The organism is Mesobacillus jeotgali (assembly GCF_900166585.1).
Lineage (GTDB): Bacteria > Bacillota > Bacilli > Bacillales > Cytobacillaceae > Mesobacillus > Mesobacillus jeotgali_A.
In genome coordinates, this window is sequence record NZ_FVZC01000007.1 from 209,285 (window position 1) to 230,974 (window position 21,690).

Sequence of the window (21,690 nt, forward strand, 5' to 3'; positions counted from 1 at the left end):
TGACCTTGTGTTTCCGTGTTTTGAAAATCTGAAAAAATTTCCATAAAAATACAAAACTTTTTCCGGTTTGATTCGTATTAAAAGGTAATGACATATCAATGGAGGTTTATATGGAAAAGGCAAACAGGAGTATTGATAGTTACATCCAAAATTATTCCCAGTTGAGAGAAAAATACCGCTGGCAGGTTACCGATCAATCGGTTTTGATGATGGTCGCTTCTTTGTATATCTCCAGCAACCGCACCTTTGATATCGATAGATTTACCGACCTTGCGGATTATATAAAAAGTGAGTCTGGGTTGTTCTCGCCTTTGCGCTCTGAATCTCGCTTTACCTTTGCCGCTTTGCTTGACACTAAGTTTGAAAATCCGAAAGAAAAGTTTCCGGCCTTTATCGCTGCATACCAGGCGTTGGTCTCAGCAGGATTCAGCAAAAATACTTTCACCTACATTTCCGCCATGCTGCTGGCCACAGAAAATCCAGATGACCTCAAATCCCTTTCTGAAAGGGCAAGGAGCATTTACAAGAAAATGAGGGAGGAGCATTTGTTTTTGACAGGCCACAGCGATTATCCGCTTGCAGTCATGCTTGCTCAAAATGAGCTTCAGAGTGATGAAATGATTTTTCAGATCGAAGACCTGTACAGCAAGCTTTCGCAAAACGGATTCCGAAAGGGAAATGATCTGCAAAGCATGAGCCATATCCTATCGCTGCATGAAAATAGCACTGCAGATGACCTCGTTGCTCTATCCACTGAAATCTATGACAGAATGAAAAAAGAAGGAATCAAGCCAAAGACCATGTTCTATCCTCAGATAGCTCTGCTTACCTTCATGGAAAAAGGCAGCGACCATCTTACGGAAATAAAAGAAGTATGGGAGCAATTGAACGCAGAGAAGCTGTTTAAATGGAAGAAAGACATCAATTTTATGATGGCCGTCAATTTTGTCATCAGTGACAAAATCGATCATTCATCCCTGCTTCAGACTAATCTTTCTACAACAATCGAAATATTGATCAAGGCTCAGCAAGCAGCATCGATCTCAGCTATATCAGGTGCAGCTGTCGTAGCTTCTTCAAATGGAGGAGAATAAGGGGATGGGGACGCTACGGTGAACCGAAAATATATGGAATTTATCAGAATTGGAATAATGGAAACAAGCATCCCCCTCATCTTTAAATAAGGGGGATTTTTAATATAAGCTTTTTATTTAATGGCTTTGCTGACTTTTAATTTCTTTCCTTTGATGGTCGCATTCTCCATGGCTTGTAAGACTAGCGAGCCTTTCCCATTCAGAATGTCAACATATGACATATGATCCTTGATGGTAATGATGCCGATGTCATCTGCTGTGACTCCCGGGATTTTCGCAATTGTTCCAACAAAATCAACAGCACGGATTTTCTTCTTTTTACCGCCGCTGAAATGGAGTTTCATAATATCCTGATTGATTCGGGCGGTTTTATTGTTTCTTACAATTCGCCTGCCATTAAGTTTTTCTTCGAAATCAGCTTTTGCACCAGCCACTTCCGGTTGGCTGGGAGCTTCAATAATAGGGATCTCAAAGCCGATGTATTTTTCAATGGCTTTAATGAATTTTCCTTCATAAGGTGTTGAAAATGTAATTGCCTTGCCTTTATTTCCGGCACGGCCGGTTCTGCCAGCCCGGTGCACATAGCTCTCTTTTTCCATTGGAACGTCATAGTTGATGACAAGATTGACGTTATCAATATCAATGCCTCTGGCAGCTACATCGGTGGCCACGAGGTAGCGGAAGTTTCCCATTTTGAAACCCTCCATAACAGCAAAACGGTCTTCTTGTTCCAGTCCGCCATGTAGCTTTTCACAAGAATATCCGCTTTGATCAAGTTCGCTGTAAACAGTATCCACATGTTCTTTGGTCCGGCAGAAAATGAGGCAGCTGTCTGGGTTTTCTGTAATCGTGACATCTTTAAGTAGTGAGAGCTTTTCTTCTTCTTTCACTTCAATTAAAGAATGTTCAATGGTATCGGCCGTTATACCGGTTGATTCAATCTCAATATAAATAGGCTCAGTCATATATTTATGACAAAGACTTTCTATATCTTTAGGCATGGTAGCAGAAAACACCATTGTCACCCGGGTTGAAGGCACCTGTTTAATGATCGCTTCCACTTCATCGATGAAACCTCTATTGAGCATCTCATCAGCTTCATCAATGATCAGATACTTGATTTCATCCAAAACCAGGGTTTCTCGTTCAATATGGTCCATAACCCGTCCGGGCGTTCCGACGACTACATGAGTTTTTTGTTTCAATTCTTCCTTTTGTTTTGAAAAAGGCTCTTTTCCATAGACGGCAACGGCTTTAATGCGTTTAAACCTTCCGATATTCGTAATATCTTCGCGGACTTGAACCGCAAGCTCCCTGGTTGGGGTAAGAATTAACACCTGTGGTTTTTTTTCCTCCCATTCAATCAAATCCGAAACAGGAATACCAAAGGATGCAGTCTTTCCGCTTCCGGTTTGAGACTTTACGACCAAATCCTGGTTTTCCATTGCTAAAGGAATCACTTTACTTTGTACTTCTGTTGGAGTTTCATATTTCAACACAGCTAGTGCTCTTTGTATTTCTTCGCTTACATGATAATCTGCAAAACTTCTTTTACTCATTTGTTAACCTCGTTTTTTGTTTTTTTTCGTCATATGTATAGAATCTTCTCTGTGAAAGATTATATTCCTTATCTGAATAAGGTTCATTATACTTGAAAAGCGTAATGATTTTCGCACTTTTATGTTTTATTGTTAAACTTCCCTCATGAAGATGAGGTTTAAGGTCCCTTACCGGCATCCCTATTGGCAAATAAACCAATATTTAAAATAGGAGATAAGAGTAGGATTAGTGCCACTGTGATGATTAATGTCCAGAGAGCAGGTTGTAGTTTGTTTATTCTTCCCGATTTCTAATGTCTTTTTTCCTCGTTGTTTTTTGATATGTTCCTCCTAATATGATCTGAGCTGGCTTTGACGAATATATTGTATACTAGAATACCCTTAGTGGAAAATTTTTAAAAAAACAGGATTGGTTGTTTATAATTCTTCTATATATATTTTAAGGAGATACACATGAAAAAGAAGTTTTTTACGATTATCCTGATGTTTCTTGTTATAACGGGCTGTTCGGTTAGCGACGGGGAGCTTAAGGATTATGTTCAATATAAACACAATGCAGAAGTCGATATTGTCTCAAGGCCAAAGATTGATACAGGCAATGGAGGGAGAAGCAGCTTCAGGGTTAAGCATAAAGACATTCCAGAGTTTAGGTTTTCCGTGTTTGTTGATGGGCTCTTTTTCAATAGAATCACAGGAGATAATTATAAAGAGAGCCTTGAATTCTATGAATTCAATCAAGAGTATATGGAATCCGACCTTCATGAAAAATTTAAAAAGTTGGGTTTCGAAAAATCCTTCCTGCAATTGTATACAACGGATGACGAGGATGGGTTTAAAGGAAGTGCGTATCTTTTCTTGTTTAAGCCTGGAGGGATTGGCGTGGATGAACAGGATTATGCCTTGCTGCAGCAAAGCTACCCTCTGATCCAGGAGGTGAAGCAGACACTCGCAGGTCTGGAGTATGATCTGTATGAACTCTATGTTTATGACGTTAATGCTTTCAACCGCTTTTTTCTAAATGAAAATGATAGCAAAGATTATAAGATTATGAATGAAGTCAGTATCTATAAAACTGATATCGAGAAAATGAATACTGTCGAAAGGGTTAAAGAAGCGATATTTTCTGACAGCCTTAACCGGGAGAAACTGATCAGTTATCATTTTTTCAAAAAAGAAGAACAAAAAGTTGCTGAGAGAATGCCAGAACTGAATAAGCTTGGATTTGAACCCGATGAAGGCTTTTATTATGGCTTCGTGGAGCCCTACTTATTCTGTTTAGATGGAAGTGATGACTATGTTTCCTATGAATCAATAAACATAGACGCTTGCCAGTCCTATGATCTCAACTTGCAAACAAAGGGTAATTTGTCAGACATGGCTGAAGAAAATAAGCAGGAACAAATCATGCAGATGCTATCCATTGTCAAATCAGTCAACTTACCAATCAATAACGTGAGACTGAAGGTTATGGATGGGAAATATGTTGATTTCATTTCTTTGGAGGACATACAAAAGATCAGTGATATACGGGCTTTGGAAGCAGCTCTTGAAGAGCAGGTGGCGAAAGAGGAGCAGTGACTTAGGTAAGAAACTTTTGAAACTATATTTCATTTGCATACGTAGAAAATATAAAAAGAATACAATTAATGGGGAGGGAATAAAAGATTACTGGAATACATGATTTGATTTTTGTAGCAGGAATGGGCATTCTGATCATTTGGAATTTAATCCTGCTTTTCATTCATTTTTTTAAAGAATGGAATCATATCAATGAAATGGGGACCCGCCTGGTCAGCTTGATTATATTATTGTTCATGTACGCAAAACAAGTTGTAGTCGCTGGTGTTGGAGTGTTTGCATTAGCACTGGGCGCAGCAGTCTTTTCCGCTGATTCAGTGATGAGCTGGATTATCGCTTTGCCGCTGGCAGGATTCTTTATTTACACAATGTACCACTTCTATCCAAAACTAATTGATCTGGAAGTCATCAATAAAAATTACGGTAAACCGGATAGGAGAAGAAAGAAGAAAAGACGTTGAAGTGGGGCATGGGAAGGTTCTCATGCTCCCTTCATTTTTTGACATAACATCATGATTCTTGTTTACGCCTAAAGCCCTTTTTTCACTGTTATTCTAAATTGAGTAAAAGTACATGTTGTTAGGAGAATAGAAATGTGAATAAATTTACTGAACAACAACTGCAAAAGGTGAAAGACGTGGGATTCAACCGTTTGAGTCCGGATGGTCTCCGTGCCTTTCTGGCTGTTTCGTTTATCCTAAGTTTGTGGTTTACGTTAATCCCCTTTGCAGCAGATAAGACGAATGGTTTTCAAGTCGCCTGGATTACAGTTTTTTTAACAATCCTATCCATTTTATGGGTTCTGCAAGGGATCTCTGCTGCCTTTTTCCTATCAACTGAAAGGGCGTACCGCTATCAGAATTGGCTAGTGGTACTGGTTAACATTTTTTATGTAAAGTTGATTTCGGAAGGGTTTGGTCTGTATTTTCTCAGTGTAAAGGGAGAACATCCTTATTTAATAACACTTGGCTTCGCATACATGACTTTCACAATTGCCTTTCTTCTCTTCTCCATCAAGAGAGCAAAAATTAACATAGAAAAAGGCGAAGGGACTCTTCAGGGAAAGGGCATCCTTTATTCCGGACATTTTAAGTTATGGCCATGGCTCCCTGTACTGATGTACGTTCTCCTTCTAGCAGTGCTGATATTGTTTTTCTTCGGAGGTATCGGGAACGGCTGGTTATTGGCAATTGTCATGCCGATGGTACTCGGTCTAAGCTATGCCTATCCGGAATTTTACTTCCTTGCTTATGGAAAGTGGAAGTTCCCTTCTTTTATTGATACGAACATTCCAAGTACAAAGAAGAAACCATCACCAAGAGTGAATAAGGGGAGAAAGGTAAGATAATGTCCAAGTCTTTAATTTTTATAAAATATTTCTTTCTACTCTTTAATATTTTGGGATAGTCATTACATTATCATCAACCTTTGGCAGTGATGAGTATTCTTTACAGCAAAAACTGCTGATGGCTATTCTTTGGCTATTCTATTTTCAGTCTTTTATACAATAGGTCCATTCTTAATGTATAAGCTTCTCTCATTTTTTTTTAAGCGATAGAAAATGCACGAGCGAAAGCCCAAGATACACCGCCATGACCTCGCTACCTGCCTTCCTTCCCATTATGGTTTAGGTTAAGGTACAATAAGCTAAAACTATCCGGATGAAGAATGTCCATGGTTTACATGGAACTGTCCTGTAGTTAATAGAATTATTGTTCATTTGCACTAGACAACTCGGCAAAGTGAGTGTGGTGAGAGTATGATCGATATCAGCAAAATCATTCAAGGGAAGAATCTGTCGGAACTGGAAGTTCAATTGGTTCAGTATATCGTGGTGAACATTGATCAGGTTTTGCAGATGGGTGTCCGCAGGATTGCGAAGGAGAATTTCACTTCTCCTGCGACGGTGATCCGGCTGTCAAAGAAGCTGGGCTATGCGGGTTTTGTGGATATGTATTATCAGCTTTTGCCTCTTGTGAAGAAGGCGGATTTACCGCAGAGCGGCATGATGGAAGATTATCTGGAAATCAGTGAGAAGGATTTTTTAAATCATAATTCGCTGGAGGATATCCAAACGTTTATTAATAATGTATTGAATCTTCGTCAGCGCTATATCTTTATTTATGCTACGGGGTTTTCTTCCATTGCGGCTGAGTATTTGTATAAAAAGCTATTAGTACTGGGAAGAAAAACGATTGTGGCGAGTGGCAGTGATTCAATTGGCGTATTCGAAAATAATTTGGAGGATATCGGGGCTCTTGTCGTGATTTCAAAATCAGGGGAAACACAGCTGATCCTGGACAAACTGCAGGCAGCCAAAGAGCATAATATTTTTACCGTATCGTTCACGAAAGAAACGGAGAATCGGATTGCTGCGCTTTCAAACTTGAACTTTAAAATCACCGACCATAATAAACTGGATGACCGCAATATGCTGCCAAACAGCTTCTTTCCCAGTCTGCTGCTGATGTTTGAGTTTATTGTAAAGATGTATCTTGATACGATATCAAATAAGAACTGAACCAATGAAACGTGTTTCAATCTGTGAAACACGTTTTTTATATGGTGAAACCAATCGACGGTAAAGCGTTTACATTGTATTCTAAACCTATTAAAAAAATGAATCTATACACAGGAAGGGGAAGGCGAAATGAAGACGAGAATCATGGAAGCTATGCAGCGATTTTCAAAAGCAATGTTTATTCCTATACTTATTTTGCCAATTGAAGGTATTTTAATTGCTTTCGGTAATTTATTTACCAATCCAAAACTAATGGAAGTCCTCCCGTTTTTGGATAATCCGATCACGACTGGATTTGGTACGATCCTGACTGGATCATTGGTATCGATTCTAACCAATTTAGGACTCATTTTTGCTGTAGGTATTGCCATAGGGCTGGCGAATAAAGAAAAAGCTATCGCCGGTTTTACCTCTTTATTAGGCTATCTAGTGTTTGTTAATGCCATGAATCGTTTCATGCAGATCAGCGGAATTCTTCATGAAGGAGAATCATTGCAGGGAACCGGACAAACCATGGTCCTTGGTGTGCAGGTTCTCGATATGGGTGTGTTCCTGGGTCTCATTCTCGGTATTGTAACCGCTATCGTCCACAATCGATTTATTGATACAGAGTTCAAAGGTGCATTTCAAATCTATGGCGGATCACGCTTTGTTTTTATCGTGTTAATTCCAGTTCTTATCCTGCTGTCCGTTGCCCTTACATTCATCTGGCCGTTTTTCCAATCAGGCATTTCTGGCCTTGGGTCGCTGATCCAGCATAGCGGCAGCTTCGGTATCTTCCTGTATGGGGCATTGGAGCGCCTGTTGATCCCAACTGGGCTGCACCACTTGATCTATACACCATTCCTGTATTCATCCCTGGGCGGTGTCGCTGAAGTTGGCGGCCAAGTATACGAAGGGGCAAGGAATATTTACTATGCGGAAATCATCGATCCAAATGTAAAAGAGCTTTCCTCAAGTGTCGTTTGGGATGCACGTGGTATTTCGAAAATGTTCGGTTTAATTGGTGCATGTTTGGCCATGTATCATATGGCAAAGCCAGAGAACAAAGGCAAGGCAAAAGCGATTTTAATTCCTGCTGCAGTTACATCGTTCATTGCTGGTGTCACGGAGCCAATCGAATTTTCGTTCCTGTTTGTCGCACCATTGCTGTTTGTTGTTCACGCCGTATTAAGCGGATTGGGGATGGTATTGTTCCATTTGTTTGATGTCCGAGCAATCGGACCGAATGGAATGATCGACTTCCTGCTGTTCAACGTGCCGCTTGGAATTGAAAAAACGCATTGGCCAACTTACATCTTAATCGGGTTGATGTCCTTTGCGGCTTATTATGCGGCATTCCGCTTCTTGATCCAGAAGTTCAACTTCAAGACCATCGGACGAGAAGATGAAGGCGGAGAAACAAAACTGTATTCGAAGGAAGATTACAAGGAAAAGAAAAGCAAGGAAGTTGCGGCAACGTCCGAACTGCAGGGTGATTTTGGGCTGGCTCCAGTCATAGTCGATGCTTTAGGCGGAGCGGAAAATATTAAAACAGTTACGAACTGCTATACAAGACTTCGGTTGACAGTAGAGCAGCCGGAGAAAGTAGACGCAGATGTACTGAAACAACAAACAGGGGCGAGTGGGGTCGTGATTAAAGACGAAAACGTCCAGGTTGTTTATGGCCTGCAGGTAACCAACATTCGCAAAGCTGTCGAAAGCTATTTAGGAGTACAAACGAACTAACATCTTAGAATGACAGATTAGAAGAAGGGAATGGATAAGATGAAAAAATTCTCAGTTGTTATAGCAGGTGGAGGTAGTACCTATACACCGGGAATTGTCATGATGCTATTGGACAATCTGGATCGTTTCCCGCTCAGGAAGTTAAAATTATACGACAATGACGGCGAGAGGCAGGCTGTCCTGGGAGAGGCGCTGGACATTGTCATGAAGGAAAAAGCGCCGGATATAGAATTCAGTTTTACAACCGATCCAGAAGAAGCGTTCACAGATGTCGAATTCTGTTTCGCCCATATCCGTACCGGAAAATACGAAATGCGCGAGAAAGATGAAAAAATCCCGTTAAAACACTGTGTGGTCGGCCAGGAAACATGCGGACCAGGCGGAATTGCGTATGGAATGAGAAGCATCGGGGATATGGTCGAGATGATTGACCTGATGGAAAAATATTCACCGGACTGCTGGATGCTGAACTACTCCAATCCTGCAGCCATCGTAGCGGAAGCATGCCGGGTGCTTCGCCCTGATTCAAAGGTGCTGAACATTTGTGATATGCCTGTTGGAACACTGCGCAGGATCTCGTATATCATCGGCAAAGAGCCAAGTGATCTGGAAGTGCGCTACTTTGGATTGAATCACTTCGGCTGGTGGACAAGCATCAAAGACAAGGAAGGCAACGAATATCTGCCGCAGATCCGCGATTATGTGGCGGAGAATGGTTATCTCACTCAAAAAGAAGTGGACACCCAGCATACTGATGCAAGCTGGCAGGATACGCATAAAAAAGCAAAAGACTTATTGGCAGTTGATCCAAGATTCCTGCCGAACACCTATTTAAAATATTACCTGTATCCTGATTATGTGGTCGAACATTCAAATCCAGAATTCACCAGGGCTAATGAAGTGATCGCCGGCAGAGAAAAGACGGTATTCTCAACAGCAAGGACCATCGTGGAAAGAGGAACAGCAGATGGCTGTGAATTCGAGATGGGTGCCCATGCAACCTTCGTCGTCGACCTAGCACGCGCGATTGCTTTCAACACGCATGAAAGAATGCTGCTGATCGTTGAAAACAACGGAGCCATCGCCAACTTTGATGACGATGCCATGGTAGAAGTGCCATGTATCGTCGGAAGCAATGGCCCAGAACCATTGAGCCAGGGAAAGATTCCTGAATTCCAAAGAGCCCTGATGTACCAGCAGGTAACGGTCGAAAAATTAGTCGTCGAAGCCTATATCGAAGGCAGCTATCAAAAATTGTGGCAGGCACTGACACTTTCCAAAACAGTCCCAAGCGCAAAAGTAGCAAAAGAGATTTTAGACGATTTAATCGAAGCCAATAAAGGGTACTGGCCGGAATTGAATTAAGATTAGATAAATTGAAAGAGGCGAAAAACGCATGCGTTTTTCGCCTAGTTTTATTATTTGTAGCAAAAAGGGCAATTTGAGGGAGGCTCCATTTTAAGGACCATTTTTCTGTTTTTTCATGTGTCGAAAAAATGTGCGAGTTTGTCAATCCTTTTTGTGTTTACAATGTCAACAAGAGTGTTATACTTATAGTTGACATAGGTAAAGTATTTGTTGTGGAACCGAGTGGTGTCGGAGCCGCGCGAATCATTAGTTACGCTTTTCGTATGGAGCGGAACCTCCATGCAAAATTGAACATCATGTTCATGAAATTGGATCAGGTTTGACCGACCGAATCCATTGCCATAAGCGGGCATGCTATGGCAAAAAAAAGTCCTCCTGACCAGAGGGCTTTTTTTCATGCACATATCAGGGAAGGAACTTATACCCTGCTCACACTCCCGGCCCTTTGTGAGTGGTGTTAGGCATAGGCGGCATACTGCATTTCAAGCCCTGTTGACCGACAGAACGTACTTTGCAGCTTTATGGCTAGTATAATTAGGGCATAGTTCCTTATAATATGTTTAAGTTTGTTACTTTTATAGTGCTAGTGCTGAAATGATTTCAGCTAGTGGTGCTAACTGGCTCAAATCGACACCAGTGTGCAAGAAAAGGAATAAAATGCCTGCACCTGCGACCAACAGAATGGCTGGCATCCAGGCTGTAACCAATACAGCCTTTCCTTCTTGCTGGGTTTTGTATGCCAAAGCTTGCTTACGTGACATAGGCTTTTTCTTTGTCATGAAACCCATCCCCCTTTCTCGGTAGAATGAGGGCTGGGCAACCTATCCATTTCTTATTATAGCAACTATTATCGATGGAATAAATTTAATTTTCTCGACAAGTGAACTTCCGAAGGTCTCACAAATTAAATTGTTAGAAAATAACTGCGGCAAATTTAGATGGATAACTATATGCAAATTTTTAATCGCTTAAAAGTCGATTGTGTCATACTACCATTTAAAGATAAACATGAGTATCACCAAATTCATCTTCTTTAAAATTGTAAATTAGATTTACTTTAAGAAAGCCTGTAGGAAGCATAGGGAGATACCTTATGCTTTTGTTAAGTAAATAGCCCGTTGAAATAAGAGCCTGTAGAAACTTATAAACGCTAGCTTAATAATGGTAAGTTAGCTAATGCCTCTTTTAAATTTGGTAAGAGCCAGACATGCAGTTGTTTTTTTATCTGGTTAATAACCAAGAAAATGAGGTCCTTAGGCCCAAATACCGTCCCAAGTCCTTTATTGTCCTTTTGCTTCATTCCTTGAGCGGCATGACTCACTTGGATATACAAAAAGGGGGAAGGCAAGCAGATTTGGAAAAAATCTGCTTTTTTCTATTGATTAATTTAATTCTTACAAATTCGATAAAGAAACATAAAAGTCTCATCCAAAAGTTGTAGATAGCTTACACCGTTCTTCCGAAGAGATTGCTTAATGGTTTTCTTATAATAAAGATAAGAAAACTCATAGGATGGTGTTCAAAATGAACCATTATATATGTAATACGTGCGGTGTCCAATATCCCCATTCTGCCCATGCTCCTGAAACCTGCTTGATTTGCGCTGACGAAAGACAGTATATCCATCCGGATGGACAGTCATGGACAACGCTCCAACAGCTTGTAGATTCAGGGAAATATAAAAATACCATTGTCCAAGAAGAGGAGGGACTGTACAGCATTACGACTACTCCTTCGTTTGCGATTGGGCAGACAGCCTATTTGGTCCGGAATGAAGGGTTCAACTTGTTATGGGACTGCATCACCTACCTGGACGAAAAAACTGAAAAGGAACTACATTCCCTTGGAGGAATCGATGCAATCGCATTATCCCATCCGCATTATTATTCGACACAGGTTGAATGGGCTGAACGATTCGGAGCAAGCATTTATATCCACGAAGCGGATCGTCAGTGGGTCTCTAGGCCGAGTGACAGGATCATATTCTGGTCTGGTGATTCCCTTGAGCTTGATGCGGGTGTAACCTTGTATCGATTAGGTGGTCATTTTAATGGAGGAAGTGTTTTACATTGGGAAAATGATGTGAACAAGCAAGGGGTACTGCTTACTGGTGATATTATTCAAATAGTGGCTGACCGAAAATGGGTAAGTTTCATGTATAGTTATCCCAACCTGATTCCATTGCCAGCTAACAAGGTTCAGGAGATGGCAGCTAAAGTCAGCGTTCTAAATTTTGACAGATTATATAATGCATTTCATCGTGTCATTAAGGAAGATGCCAATCAGTCTGTACAAAAATCCGCTAAGAGATATATTGAGGCTTTGGAGGGGAAGTTCGTTAATATCAGTAATTAAAATAATCATTATGAAGATAACGCCTGGTTGATGAAATCAGGCGTTTAACTTTTAAATGGGAGCAAGGGGACGGACCTTATGCTTCCATCACCTACGCTCAAGAAAGAAGCAAAGGAAACATTCCTTTGCTGCATCAGGTTTTTATAATTGTGTGTTGGTAAAATACTAACTAATGTAATATGCTTATATTTCATTGCTTTTGGTTTTACCCATGTAAAATGGTTAAGACTATTCAATGAGCGGTACATCAACGTAAAGAATAATGGAGTTGATTCAATGAGTAAAACCAAGGGTAAAAGCGGAACAGGCAGAGGAACAGGCAAGAAAGGCTGGAACCGCTGGCAAGCTAGTGCAAACAAAGCAAAAAGTGCTAAACCTTACAAAAGCAAAGGTGTAAAAAACACAGATGGTTCCAAGACGAGTAATGATGACTGATATAGATTTCAGAAAACACATAGAGTTGATTCTCTAAGTGTTTTTTTGCTTTAGATGACAGTGTGTTCCTAAGCGTAGTGACAGGATCATATTCTGGACTGGTGATTCTCTGGAGCTTGATGCGGGTGTAACATTGCATCGTTTGGGTGGTCATTTTAATGAAGGAAGTGTTTTACATTGGGAAAATGATATGATCAAGCAAGGGGTACTTCTTACTGGTGATATTATTCAAATAGTGGCCGACCGAAAATGGGTAAGTTTCATGTGTAGTTATCCCAACCTTATTCCATTGCCAGCTGACAAGGTCCAGGAGATGGCAGCTAAAGTCGGTTCTAAATTTCGATCGACTATATAATGCTTAACATCGTGTCATTAAGGAAGATGCCCATCAGTCTGTTCAAAATTCCGGAAGAGGTATATTGAGGCTTTGGAGGGAAAGTTCGTTAATATGAACAATTAAAATGACCAGAAAATAACGCCTGGTTGATAAAGCCAGGCATTTAGGGTTCAAGCATTTGCAATGAGCCATACATTAAAAAGAGCATTTCCCAAATCCATTATTTTGCTACGTTTATAGCATAGAGTTTAAGCTCCTCATCGTCTTGAGGAAGAGTCACGTATCCTTCAAAACTCATCCCAAGCTTTTCAAGGAGTTTTGAGGAGGAGGCATTATCTTTGGTTGTAATGGCAACGATTCGCTCCAAACCTAGTTTACGGGCATATTCCAATGTTCCTTTTGCTGATTCAAAGGCATATCCTTTTGATTGATGTTCGGCAAGAAAGGCATATCCAATATCGACATCCTCCAGTCCATCCCGTTTAATCAGGCCGCATAAACCCATCGGCAGTTGGCTCTCTTTTAGTTCAACCACAAAAAGTCCGAACCCCACTCGTTCATACATCTTTCTTGGCCCGGTCAAAATATAATTCTTGGCATCCTCAAGCGACCGAATGCCTTTATCGCCAATATATTTTAGCCACCCTGGTTCATTCAGCAGTTCGTAATGCTTTTCTTACCAAACCTTCTTTGTGACCATTGCGCACTAACGCTTCGTAAGAGCATGGAAACGTTCACTATGTCTCCTTTTAATAAAGATACCTACTGACGAAAGAGGAGGAATTTAGTAGAATAATAGCAGGAGATTGTAAAAAAATGGAGGGTTTCTTTGTGTTGAATTCAGCGAGAACTATGTTAGCAGTCTATAAAAGAAAGACGATTGAGCTGTCTGAGTTGGAAATCATGTTGCCACGTATGTCATATGAACAATTTGCCCAAACTGTTCTTTCACTTGAAGAAGAGGGTGTAATTGAAATGATGAAATCAAAAGGACGAAACACACGGAATCCATCTCTAGCCTATGTTTATCGCATTCACACCACCCCTCTGAAACAGGCTCACCATGCTGACCTCTTAAAACACAGGATCCTTTTGCATCCATCCATTCAACTTGACTCGTATTTTTCCGAAGAGCCTTCTCTTTGGAATCACGATTCTCCATACATACTGAAGATAAGTAGTTATATAGAAGAAAAAGGTTTTCCTGCCTATGAAGTTCCTGCACCTGAGCGGAGTGTAGAACTTATTGGTGATGAAAAGTGGATCACGGAAAAGCGTGGAGAAGAATTACTTAAACGAATCGGGCTCCTGGCCCCAATGAAAATCATCCCGGTAGCAGATCCTCTGATGTTTTCTTTGAATCCAAGTGCTATAAACCGGAACAAACACCTCCATTTGATTGTGGAGAACAAAACGACGTTCCAGGCATTAGAGGACGCACTGCCAAAAACGGTGTTCACAACTCTAATTTACGGATGCGGTAACAAAATCATTAAGAGCATCGAGCAGTTTGATCGTCAACTTCCGCTATCCAATAAGAATCATGAATTTTATTACTTTGGCGACATCGATCGGTCCGGCATCTTTATATGGCATAAGTTGAATCAAAAAGTTCCTGCCAAGCTTTATTTACCCTTTTACCAGGCATGCCTAAGCAAAGATACACTTGCCGGAAAGACCAATCAGCGTTATGACCAAGAAGCGATCTTGGAATTCCTGACTTATTTTTCAAAAGGTGAGAATCTTCAGCTACTAACCATGTTGGAAAATGGACAATACCTTCCTCAGGAAGTGTTGAAGACGAAGGAGTTACAGGAAATTTGGAGGCAATCTCATGGAATTGAATGAACTAACGGAAGTGACGTCAGGGTTTAAAGAGCGAATGCGCCGCCTGGCATTGTTTGATCCCCTATATGAACTAGAACGCAAAAAAATGAAAGACCAATTGGATCAGCCAATTGATATGAAAGGACTTGGATTGCTCTCGTTGCTCTTTTTCTTCGAGCAAAAAATCATGCGGAAAATGAAGACGGGCACAAAAGACTTGGCAAAGTTCCTTCAGCGAATATCGGCACGCCAGTATACGCTGGATATCCAAACTTGTGAAGAAATTGCCACAGCCATCATCATGACATTCAGGCCGGCGACGGGGAAAAAGCGTTCCTATTCCTTCTTTAATTGGGAGGAGTTTAAGGAAGATGAGCTAGAATACTCATTGCTTAAGGCGAATAATTTCGATTCTATAACGAACACGCAATATTACACACTGGATGAAGATGGACTTGAGCTCGTGTTTGCCACCAAAGAATTCTATAGTGAGTTCCAGCTTTCCATCAATCAGCTCATGCTTCGGAAACAGCTAGAGAAAGGCGAATTCAAAGGTGCCCTCCGCCAAATCAATGAAATGAGAATCGACGTCGAGTCACTAAATGAACGGATGTTAAAATTGCGTCACGAAATACAGCGCAGCATCGTTTCGGAGGAGACCTTCGACCGTTACAAACAGCTGCTCGAAGATATTCATGCTAGACTGGAACGGGAAAATGAGGAATTTACCGAGCTCCGCCAATTTGTAAAAGAAACAAAAGACCGCTTGTATGAAAAGGATTATCACAAAAAAGAAGCCAAAACCTATAAGTATGTCCTAGAAATCACCAATCATCTGGAAGAGGTCCATTATGAGCATTCGAGATTGCTTGAGCAAAGCATAGAATTAAAGAATCATACATTAAAGGCGGCTCAGGAATCCCTCTATTATACAGGAATCGATGCATTCAATTTCGATCAGGACATTAACGCAAAAATCATCGGGACACCGCTCCCGCTTGAAGCAATGAAAGGATTGCTGCATCCGTTCCTGCATGTTCAACAGGAGCAGTCGTGGTCTCCGCTGACACTTTTTGCCGAACAGAATATCCGCGAAGAACGCGAGGAATCCGTCGAATTCGGGTTTATGGAACTTGACGATCAGAAGGAGAACAATTACCAGCAAATTTTGCGGAAAAATTACGGGCATGTAATGAAATTGATGTTGGAGGCATTGGATGAAGGAAAGAATCAACTTTCTGAAATCCTCACATACATACGTGAAAAAGATAACCCATTATTGAATCAACGATTTTTGTATGATTTTTGGCTCATTCTCCATCAACGCTCACCAGTATCAAGTGGACCTATTGAACGAGAAGAAGATGATGCTAGTCATATTATGGATGATGCACTGGCATTGTTGGGGAGCAGGACATTGCTGGTTTTTGAAAAGGGGGAAACTCTTCATGTAACAGAGCGATTTTCGATTCAGGAAATGGAGATTGTTTTAAAGGAGGATTTTGAAAATGAATTATAGCGAAAGCAAAGTTATGCAAGCTTTTGAACTATATATGATCCTGGCAAGAGATGGTCAGGCCGGAAGCGATTCCCTTTCATTATACATAGCAGATGATTCGGTTCGGGCGCTGGTGGACGGCTTTGCCCACAAAGTCGATTGTGTCATCGTGCCTGCTGGTGAAAAAATGTATATGATTCCTAAGACAAAGCTTTCTCCATTTCATGTGAATAATGACTATATCAAAAGGACTTACCTGAAATCAGGAGCGACCAATGCTGATTTATATTTGCTCTACTTTGCATCGATTGTGCTGTTCGGCGCCTTTTATGATAGCTATCAGACGCTTGAGCCGACTCGGGACTTTCTTCAGCTCGATGATTGGGTAAAGCTAGTTCATGAGCGAATTGATTTGCTGAAGGAACTGGATGATGAGATGTTGAAGGAACGAGAGAGAGAGTTTTCTTATAATTGGGGCCAGATTGTTGGTAAGTGGGATGACATGAATGATATCAAAGAAAGTGCCAAGAAGCAGAGCGGAAACACGATTAGCCGGTTGAGCTTTATGGATACGGTGAAACGTTTTCTTGTTGCCCAAGAATTAATCGCTGAAATTGGTAATAACGAAATCATTCTGACTGAAAAAGCTAAAACGATCGTCCAGCGCTTTTTCATGGAAGTGGAGTACAACAAAGGCATCCTTGAGTTTATCTATCAATGGGAGGAGGAAGCGGAATATGCCGACCATCAGTAAGATCCGCTTTACGAATGTCGTCTATGAAGATGGCATGAAACGGTACAATGATGAACTATTTAGATTTGACGGATACAATGGTGCGATTCTACTAGAAAATGGAGGAGGGAAGACGGTCTTTATCCAAACCGCTCTGCAAGCGATTATGCCCCACACTTCACTAGCTGAACGAAAGATAAAGCAGACGTTGCAGCTTGATAATTACCCTGCGCACATCGCGATTGAATGGATTCTCTCTGATTCGCCTCGTCACTATTTACTTACATGTGTCAGTTTGTTTTTAACCAAGAATGGATTGGATTCATACCGCTATGTATACGAATATAAGGCTGGAGACAAGAGTGGGATTGAAGATCTGCCTTTTGTCCGGAAAGATACCAATCGCCCTTCCGACCGGGGAGAGATTTCCGATTACTATTCCAACATGGCGCATCAGAATATGAATGCCCACACTTTTTCAACGATTAAAGCGTTCCAGAATCATATTGAAGATCAGTATCACATCATCACAGACGAATGGGAAGCGGTTGTAAAGATTAATAGTACAGAAGGGGGAGTCGAAGCTTTTTTTGATGAATGCAAGCAGACGAACCAGCTTTTTGACCGCCTGTTGATTCCGACAGTGGAAGGCGCCATTGCAGGACACCACGCGAATACGTTCGCAGACACATTTGAAAAGCATCGAGCCAGCTTCAAGCTGTACAAAGAATTAAAGGAACAAATTGAAGAAAACAAGGCCATCGAGGAACAACTCAACCGATATGCCTCGACTTATGAGAGACTTTTTGAACAGCAGCAGGCGTATCAGCGAGTCAAGGGACGGGCCAAAGCTGTTCTAGAGGAAATTTCTCGGCAAGAACAGCATGCTTTGCAAGAGCTTAAAGGTCTCGTTGAAAAAATGACGCAATGGGAGCAGGAAGAAAACGAGAACAAGAAAAAGGTTTTCTCTCTTGATCTATATAAAGAAAGGCTTCTCTTGCAGACCATTGAAGCCGAGTGGAAAGAATCTGAGCAGCAGCTCCATATAGTTCAAGAAAACCTTTCAGCTTCAAAAAATCAATATCATTCCCTCAAGCTTGCACAGTTGAAAAAAGAATGGAAGGAAGCGAGTGAAAAACTTGCCTTTCATTTGGAGAAGTTGGCGGAATTGGACGAGGATGAAGACATTCAGGATATTCAAGATCGGCTGGAGGAGAATAGCCGTGAACTGAAGGGTTATTTTAGCCAGGAAATCGAGGCAAGTCTGAAACGGACTCAGGACTTAAAAATTGAAAGGCGCCCGATTGAGGAAGCGTTGAAACAAATGGAAAGGGATAGGCAGAAACAAGAAAATGAGCTCGAACAGGTAAAAGGACTGCTAAATCAAAAGATTGGAACCATCGATACCTTAGAAGCCCAGTTGAAGCGGATCAGGCAGCGAATTCTATCTAATCCGAATCAGGAAACGGTGAAAGAGAGTGTGCCAAAATGGGAGCAGCGTCTTGGACTCTTGGATGAACAGACCGTTCAATTGAAAACGGAAAACAAGAGGATCGCCACATTCCTTTTAGAGTTGGAAGTTCAGCAGGAGAGATTAAATACGGAGAAGAGCCAGAAATGGGAAGTGTATTCAAAATCAAAGCTAGAAGTGGATCTAGCGGACCAAGATCACGATAAAGTAAAAGTAGTGCTGGCTAGACTTCGCCCCCAATGGGCACAGGTCGATTCACTGTATTTGAAACAAGATTCAATTGTGCGTCAAGTTCGGGATCAGCTTGAGGGTTTGGAACGGGAAAGGGAATCAAGCTTGTTCAAGGAGCGGATTGCCTATAGACGCATCGATGACTATGGAGAACAAGATCTATTTTTTGCCGACCCTTTCCTTGAAAAACAAATCATTAAGTGGACAAACCAATTTAGCTTTTTGCAAACGGGCGTTCAATTTATTCAGTCGCTTGAAGAGTCTGCCACAGAAAGTGCAGCTATCTATCCTCTCTGGCCGGTTACCTTGGTGACCACTGCCACTGACATGTCGCATTTGCTCTCAAAGGTACAGTCTGTTCAGCAGCAGCTGCAATTTCCCATTAATGTGATGACAATCGAACAGGCAAGTGCCATTGTACAGGGTGAGAACACGGAATCGAATGTTGTGGCACCGGCTCATTGGCGTGAAAACCATTCGCCTGATCTTTTTCAAAAATGGAAACTAACGATGATGCAATACGCTGAGAAAGCCAAGAAGGATCGACTTGAAATCGAAGGACAATTGGAGAGGTGGAAAAAAGCAGATGCCCAGCTTATCGAATTTTTTCAAAACTATCCTTATGAGGAAGTACAACAGCAAAAGAGTTATGTACATGAGTTATTTCAAACTCTTAGCCAGTTAGATATCCAGATAAGGGATAACCGAGCAACCATTTCGGAAAATAGGGAACTGATGAAGTCCCAGGAAGACCGGGTGAAGGTATACTCAGATGAGCACAATGGTCTGGAAGGAAAGTTGAAGGATGCACGTGAATACCTTCAGTTGGAGAAAGAACGGAATGAACTGCTTAGCCATCGGGAGAAACTGGTTGAACAATCGGGGAAATCGGAGCGGCAGATCAAACGCTACAAAGAGCATGAAAAGCGATTAAAAGAAGAACTGGATTTGAAAGAGAAAGACATTTGGGAAGAAACAAGCTATGCTAAAAGGCAGCAGGCTGACCCTTTATATGCTGAAGTGATAAACGTTCAACCGGTTTACGCCAATAAATCAAGGGCTGTTTTACAAGAGGCAAGAGATGAACTGAATTTTGCTTTGAGGAAGCTTTCCGGTACGAGGAATGAAATAGAATTGAAGATTTCCCATACCCGAGAGGAACTTAAGAGGATTGAAAAAGGAATGGAAGATGCAAGGCTTGAGCATGCTGACCTGGATGAGGAAATAATCTTCCCGCCAAATGGAACTGAAAGAATTTCATCGTTACGACTGCGAATTAAGGACCTTGAAGAAACTGTTCAACAGGAAACGAAGAAGTATAACTCGCAGAATACTTTAAAAATCCAACAGGATAAAGCAGTTGAGATCGCTCAGGAAAAATTCGCAACAGCCTTTCCGCAGGCAGAGCCAATCTTCTTTACAAAAAGCGCAGCGGACATCCAGGAAGAGTTGCAAGAAGAGGCAATAATACTAGAGGAGCGAAAAGCCTTTTTACAAAAAGAACAAACGCGCTTGGAAGGAGAAATCAACTCCCTCCAACAGGCTTTTCATCAGCTTGACCGCTTTGAAGAAGCCCATCATTTTAAAGGACCAACCGTCAAAGCCGCCATTTTGGAAGAAGACGAACTTCAAGCCTTTACCTATCGAAGAAAGGATTTTGTAAAAGGAGTTACGGATCAGTTGACCAGAATGAGTAATCTTGTTGGGGCTGAAAAGGGAAAAGTCGAACATGCAAAAGAAACGTTTAAGCATTTTTGCAAAAACAATATCACGAACGTAAAAATGCGGGAAATGGCACGGCAGGGAATTGACAGCAAGAAGACGTATGGGGAAGTGCTAGAATTCCAGAGGCACATGCAAAAGCGGATCCAGACCGCGATCAAATACAATGAAGCGACGATCATCGACCATGACAAACAGCTCGAACAATTCGTCACCCATATCAACAGCCACTTGTTTACGATTGCGGGCGAACTAGCCTTGATTCCTAAAAAGACGAAAGTCAAAGTCGACGATAAATGGAAGGAAATCTTCCAGTTCTCCATTCCAGCATGGACGGAGGAAGAAGGAAAAAGCAGGATCCGCAAGCACATTGAATGGATATTGGGGCAATTGGATTCAGACCGATTTTTAAGTAGTGATGGAACCGAAGATTACGGCAAGATGCGCAAAGAGATTGAAACGTGGATTCACTCCAAACAGCTTCTCCGCATTGTCATGAATAATGAGAGCATGAAAGTGACCTGCCGTAAAGTCACAAACGATAATCAGGTGACCACCCGATCGTACTCATGGGAGCAGTCCAATGCCTGGTCTGGAGGAGAAAAGTGGAGCAAAAACATGACCCTCTTCCTCGGTATCTTAAATTACGTTACCGAAAAACGGAAACACTCAGTTGCTAAAACTAAGCGCCATCGAGTAGTCATCATGGACAACCCATTCGGTAAAGCATCCAGCGATCACGTCTTGAATCCAGTATTCTTCATTGCAGAACAACTTGGATTCCAGATCATCGCCCTAACCGCGCACGCCGAAGGAAAGTTCCTGCGCGACTACTTCCCAGTCATCTACAGCTGCCGCCTACGAAAAGCAGCAGACTCAAACAAACAAATCATGACCAAAATCAAACAACTACACCAAGCCTATTTCCAGGATCATGAACCACAGGCCCTGGAGCGATTGGGAGAGGTAGAGCAGTTGGAGTTATTCTCATGAGTTAAAATAAAGCACGGAGATCAAGGTTTCCGTGCTTTGTTGTGTTTTCAGCTGAGGGAGTAAGGGATGGACCTTTTGCTCCTTTTTCGTAAAGGTTTTTGGAAGCTACGAGTTTGTGCTTCTTTTTTGGTGGGTGGTAATGGGACATGCCCTATCTTCGTTCAACACTGAGGGGAGGGAGCTGTCCAATTGTCTCCAATTTTGTGTAGGATAATAAGATTCTTTTTTTGTGGTTTATAA

The 21,690-nt window shown here is 41.5% G+C and carries 16 protein-coding genes and 1 pseudogene; 14 read left to right on the forward strand and 3 right to left on the reverse strand.

What is annotated here, in order from left to right; genetic code table 11:
* The first annotated feature begins 110 nt into the window (after positions 1–110).
* Positions 111–1,094 (forward strand): DUF4003 family protein, encoded by a 984-nt coding sequence (locus B5X77_RS02450; protein ID WP_176167210.1) that lies wholly within the window; start codon positions 111–113, stop codon positions 1,092–1,094.
* Positions 1,095–1,207: 113 nt separating this feature from the next.
* Here the strand turns inward: B5X77_RS02450 and B5X77_RS02455 are convergent, their stop codons facing one another.
* Positions 1,208–2,653 carry a DEAD/DEAH box helicase gene (locus tag B5X77_RS02455; protein ID WP_079504768.1) on the reverse strand — a complete coding sequence of 482 codons (1,446 nt, stop codon included), beginning with the start codon at positions 2,651–2,653 and terminating at the stop codon, positions 1,208–1,210.
* A 453-nt stretch (positions 2,654–3,106) separates the two neighbouring features.
* Here B5X77_RS02455 and B5X77_RS02460 point away from each other — a divergent pair, with 453 nt between their 5' ends.
* The 6 genes from B5X77_RS02460 to B5X77_RS02485 all read left to right on the forward strand — a co-directional run bounded on the left by B5X77_RS02460 (position 3,107) and on the right by B5X77_RS02485 (position 9,845).
* The gene (locus B5X77_RS02460) at positions 3,107–4,231 is read left to right on the forward strand and encodes a hypothetical protein (RefSeq protein ID WP_079504770.1); all 1,125 of its coding nucleotides are present in this window, start codon (positions 3,107–3,109) and stop codon (positions 4,229–4,231) included.
* Positions 4,232–4,335: 104 nt separating this feature from the next.
* Positions 4,336–4,692 carry a hypothetical protein gene (locus B5X77_RS02465; protein ID WP_079504772.1) on the forward strand — a complete coding sequence of 119 codons (357 nt, stop codon included), beginning with the start codon at positions 4,336–4,338 and terminating at the stop codon, positions 4,690–4,692.
* 134 nt (positions 4,693–4,826) lie between these two features.
* Complete coding sequence (locus B5X77_RS02470; RefSeq protein ID WP_079504774.1) at positions 4,827–5,579, forward strand: hypothetical protein; 753 nt, start codon at positions 4,827–4,829, stop codon at positions 5,577–5,579.
* Between the two features lie 411 nt (positions 5,580–5,990).
* Positions 5,991–6,752 carry a MurR/RpiR family transcriptional regulator gene (locus B5X77_RS02475; RefSeq protein WP_079504776.1) on the forward strand — a complete coding sequence of 254 codons (762 nt, stop codon included), beginning with the start codon at positions 5,991–5,993 and terminating at the stop codon, positions 6,750–6,752.
* A gap of 129 nt (positions 6,753–6,881) precedes the next feature.
* On the forward strand, positions 6,882–8,480 hold the full coding sequence (locus tag B5X77_RS02480; RefSeq protein ID WP_079504778.1) for a PTS transporter subunit EIIC: 1,599 nt from the start codon (positions 6,882–6,884) through the stop codon (positions 8,478–8,480).
* Between the two features lie 39 nt (positions 8,481–8,519).
* Positions 8,520–9,845 carry a 6-phospho-alpha-glucosidase gene (locus B5X77_RS02485; RefSeq protein WP_079504780.1) on the forward strand — a complete coding sequence of 442 codons (1,326 nt, stop codon included), beginning with the start codon at positions 8,520–8,522 and terminating at the stop codon, positions 9,843–9,845.
* A gap of 578 nt (positions 9,846–10,423) precedes the next feature.
* On the opposite strand, the gene B5X77_RS02495 is transcribed toward B5X77_RS02485, so the two are convergent.
* Positions 10,424–10,627, reverse strand: a complete 204-nt coding sequence (locus B5X77_RS02495) for a hypothetical protein (protein WP_079504784.1) — start codon at positions 10,625–10,627, stop codon at positions 10,424–10,426.
* Positions 10,628–11,372: 745 nt separating this feature from the next.
* Here B5X77_RS02495 and B5X77_RS02505 point away from each other — a divergent pair.
* The 3 genes and pseudogenes from B5X77_RS02505 to B5X77_RS23595 all read left to right on the forward strand — a co-directional run.
* A complete protein-coding gene (locus tag B5X77_RS02505; RefSeq protein WP_079504788.1) occupies positions 11,373–12,203 on the forward strand; it encodes an MBL fold metallo-hydrolase in 831 nt (276 codons plus the stop codon).
* A gap of 276 nt (positions 12,204–12,479) precedes the next feature.
* A complete protein-coding gene (locus B5X77_RS02510) occupies positions 12,480–12,638 on the forward strand; it encodes a DUF3934 domain-containing protein (protein WP_079504790.1) in 159 nt (52 codons plus the stop codon).
* A 64-nt stretch (positions 12,639–12,702) separates the two neighbouring features.
* Positions 12,703–13,098 (forward strand): annotated as a pseudogene (locus B5X77_RS23595) (hypothetical protein); the annotation flags it as partial.
* 97 nt (positions 13,099–13,195) lie between these two features.
* Here the strand turns inward: B5X77_RS23595 and B5X77_RS02520 are convergent.
* On the reverse strand, positions 13,196–13,636 hold the full coding sequence (locus B5X77_RS02520; RefSeq protein WP_079504795.1) for a GNAT family N-acetyltransferase: 441 nt from the start codon (positions 13,634–13,636) through the stop codon (positions 13,196–13,198).
* Between the two features lie 170 nt (positions 13,637–13,806).
* Here B5X77_RS02520 and B5X77_RS02525 point away from each other — a divergent pair, with 170 nt between their 5' ends.
* Genes B5X77_RS02525 through B5X77_RS02540 form a run of 4 tightly spaced genes read left to right on the forward strand, consistent with a single transcriptional unit; the run spans position 13,807 to position 21,450 of the window.
* A complete protein-coding gene (locus tag B5X77_RS02525) occupies positions 13,807–14,823 on the forward strand; it encodes a DUF2220 domain-containing protein (RefSeq protein WP_257391695.1) in 1,017 nt (338 codons plus the stop codon).
* Entirely contained in the window at positions 14,810–16,321 is a 1,512-nt protein-coding gene (locus B5X77_RS02530) for a replicative DNA helicase (RefSeq protein ID WP_079504797.1), read from the forward strand. The genes B5X77_RS02525 and B5X77_RS02530 overlap by 14 nt, the downstream gene beginning before the upstream one ends.
* Complete coding sequence (locus tag B5X77_RS02535; RefSeq protein WP_079504799.1) at positions 16,311–17,054, forward strand: DUF6063 family protein; 744 nt, start codon at positions 16,311–16,313, stop codon at positions 17,052–17,054. Before B5X77_RS02530 ends, B5X77_RS02535 begins: the two co-directional genes overlap by 11 nt.
* Positions 17,038–21,450 (forward strand): coiled-coil domain-containing protein, encoded by a 4,413-nt coding sequence (locus B5X77_RS02540; RefSeq protein WP_079504801.1) that lies wholly within the window; start codon positions 17,038–17,040, stop codon positions 21,448–21,450. Before B5X77_RS02535 ends, B5X77_RS02540 begins: the two co-directional genes overlap by 17 nt.
* Positions 21,451–21,690 lie beyond the last annotated feature (240 nt).

Coding starts and splice junctions, on each gene's coding strand:
- B5X77_RS02510 (WP_079504790.1), top strand. CDS start 12,480: ATGAGTAAAACCAAGGGTAAAAGCGGAACAGGCAGAGGAACAGGCAAG.
- B5X77_RS02475 (WP_079504776.1), top strand. CDS start 5,991: ATGATCGATATCAGCAAAATCATTCAAGGGAAGAATCTGTCGGAACTG.
- B5X77_RS02460 (WP_079504770.1), top strand. CDS start 3,107: ATGAAAAAGAAGTTTTTTACGATTATCCTGATGTTTCTTGTTATAACG.
- B5X77_RS02540 (WP_079504801.1), top strand. CDS start 17,038: ATGCCGACCATCAGTAAGATCCGCTTTACGAATGTCGTCTATGAAGAT.
- B5X77_RS02530 (WP_079504797.1), top strand. CDS start 14,810: ATGGAATTGAATGAACTAACGGAAGTGACGTCAGGGTTTAAAGAGCGA.
- B5X77_RS02480 (WP_079504778.1), top strand. CDS start 6,882: ATGAAGACGAGAATCATGGAAGCTATGCAGCGATTTTCAAAAGCAATG.
- B5X77_RS02495 (WP_079504784.1), bottom strand. CDS start 10,627: ATGACAAAGAAAAAGCCTATGTCACGTAAGCAAGCTTTGGCATACAAA.
- B5X77_RS02450 (WP_176167210.1), top strand. CDS start 111: ATGGAAAAGGCAAACAGGAGTATTGATAGTTACATCCAAAATTATTCC.
- B5X77_RS02505 (WP_079504788.1), top strand. CDS start 11,373: ATGAACCATTATATATGTAATACGTGCGGTGTCCAATATCCCCATTCT.
- B5X77_RS02455 (WP_079504768.1), bottom strand. CDS start 2,653: ATGAGTAAAAGAAGTTTTGCAGATTATCATGTAAGCGAAGAAATACAA.
- B5X77_RS02485 (WP_079504780.1), top strand. CDS start 8,520: ATGAAAAAATTCTCAGTTGTTATAGCAGGTGGAGGTAGTACCTATACA.
- B5X77_RS02535 (WP_079504799.1), top strand. CDS start 16,311: ATGAATTATAGCGAAAGCAAAGTTATGCAAGCTTTTGAACTATATATG.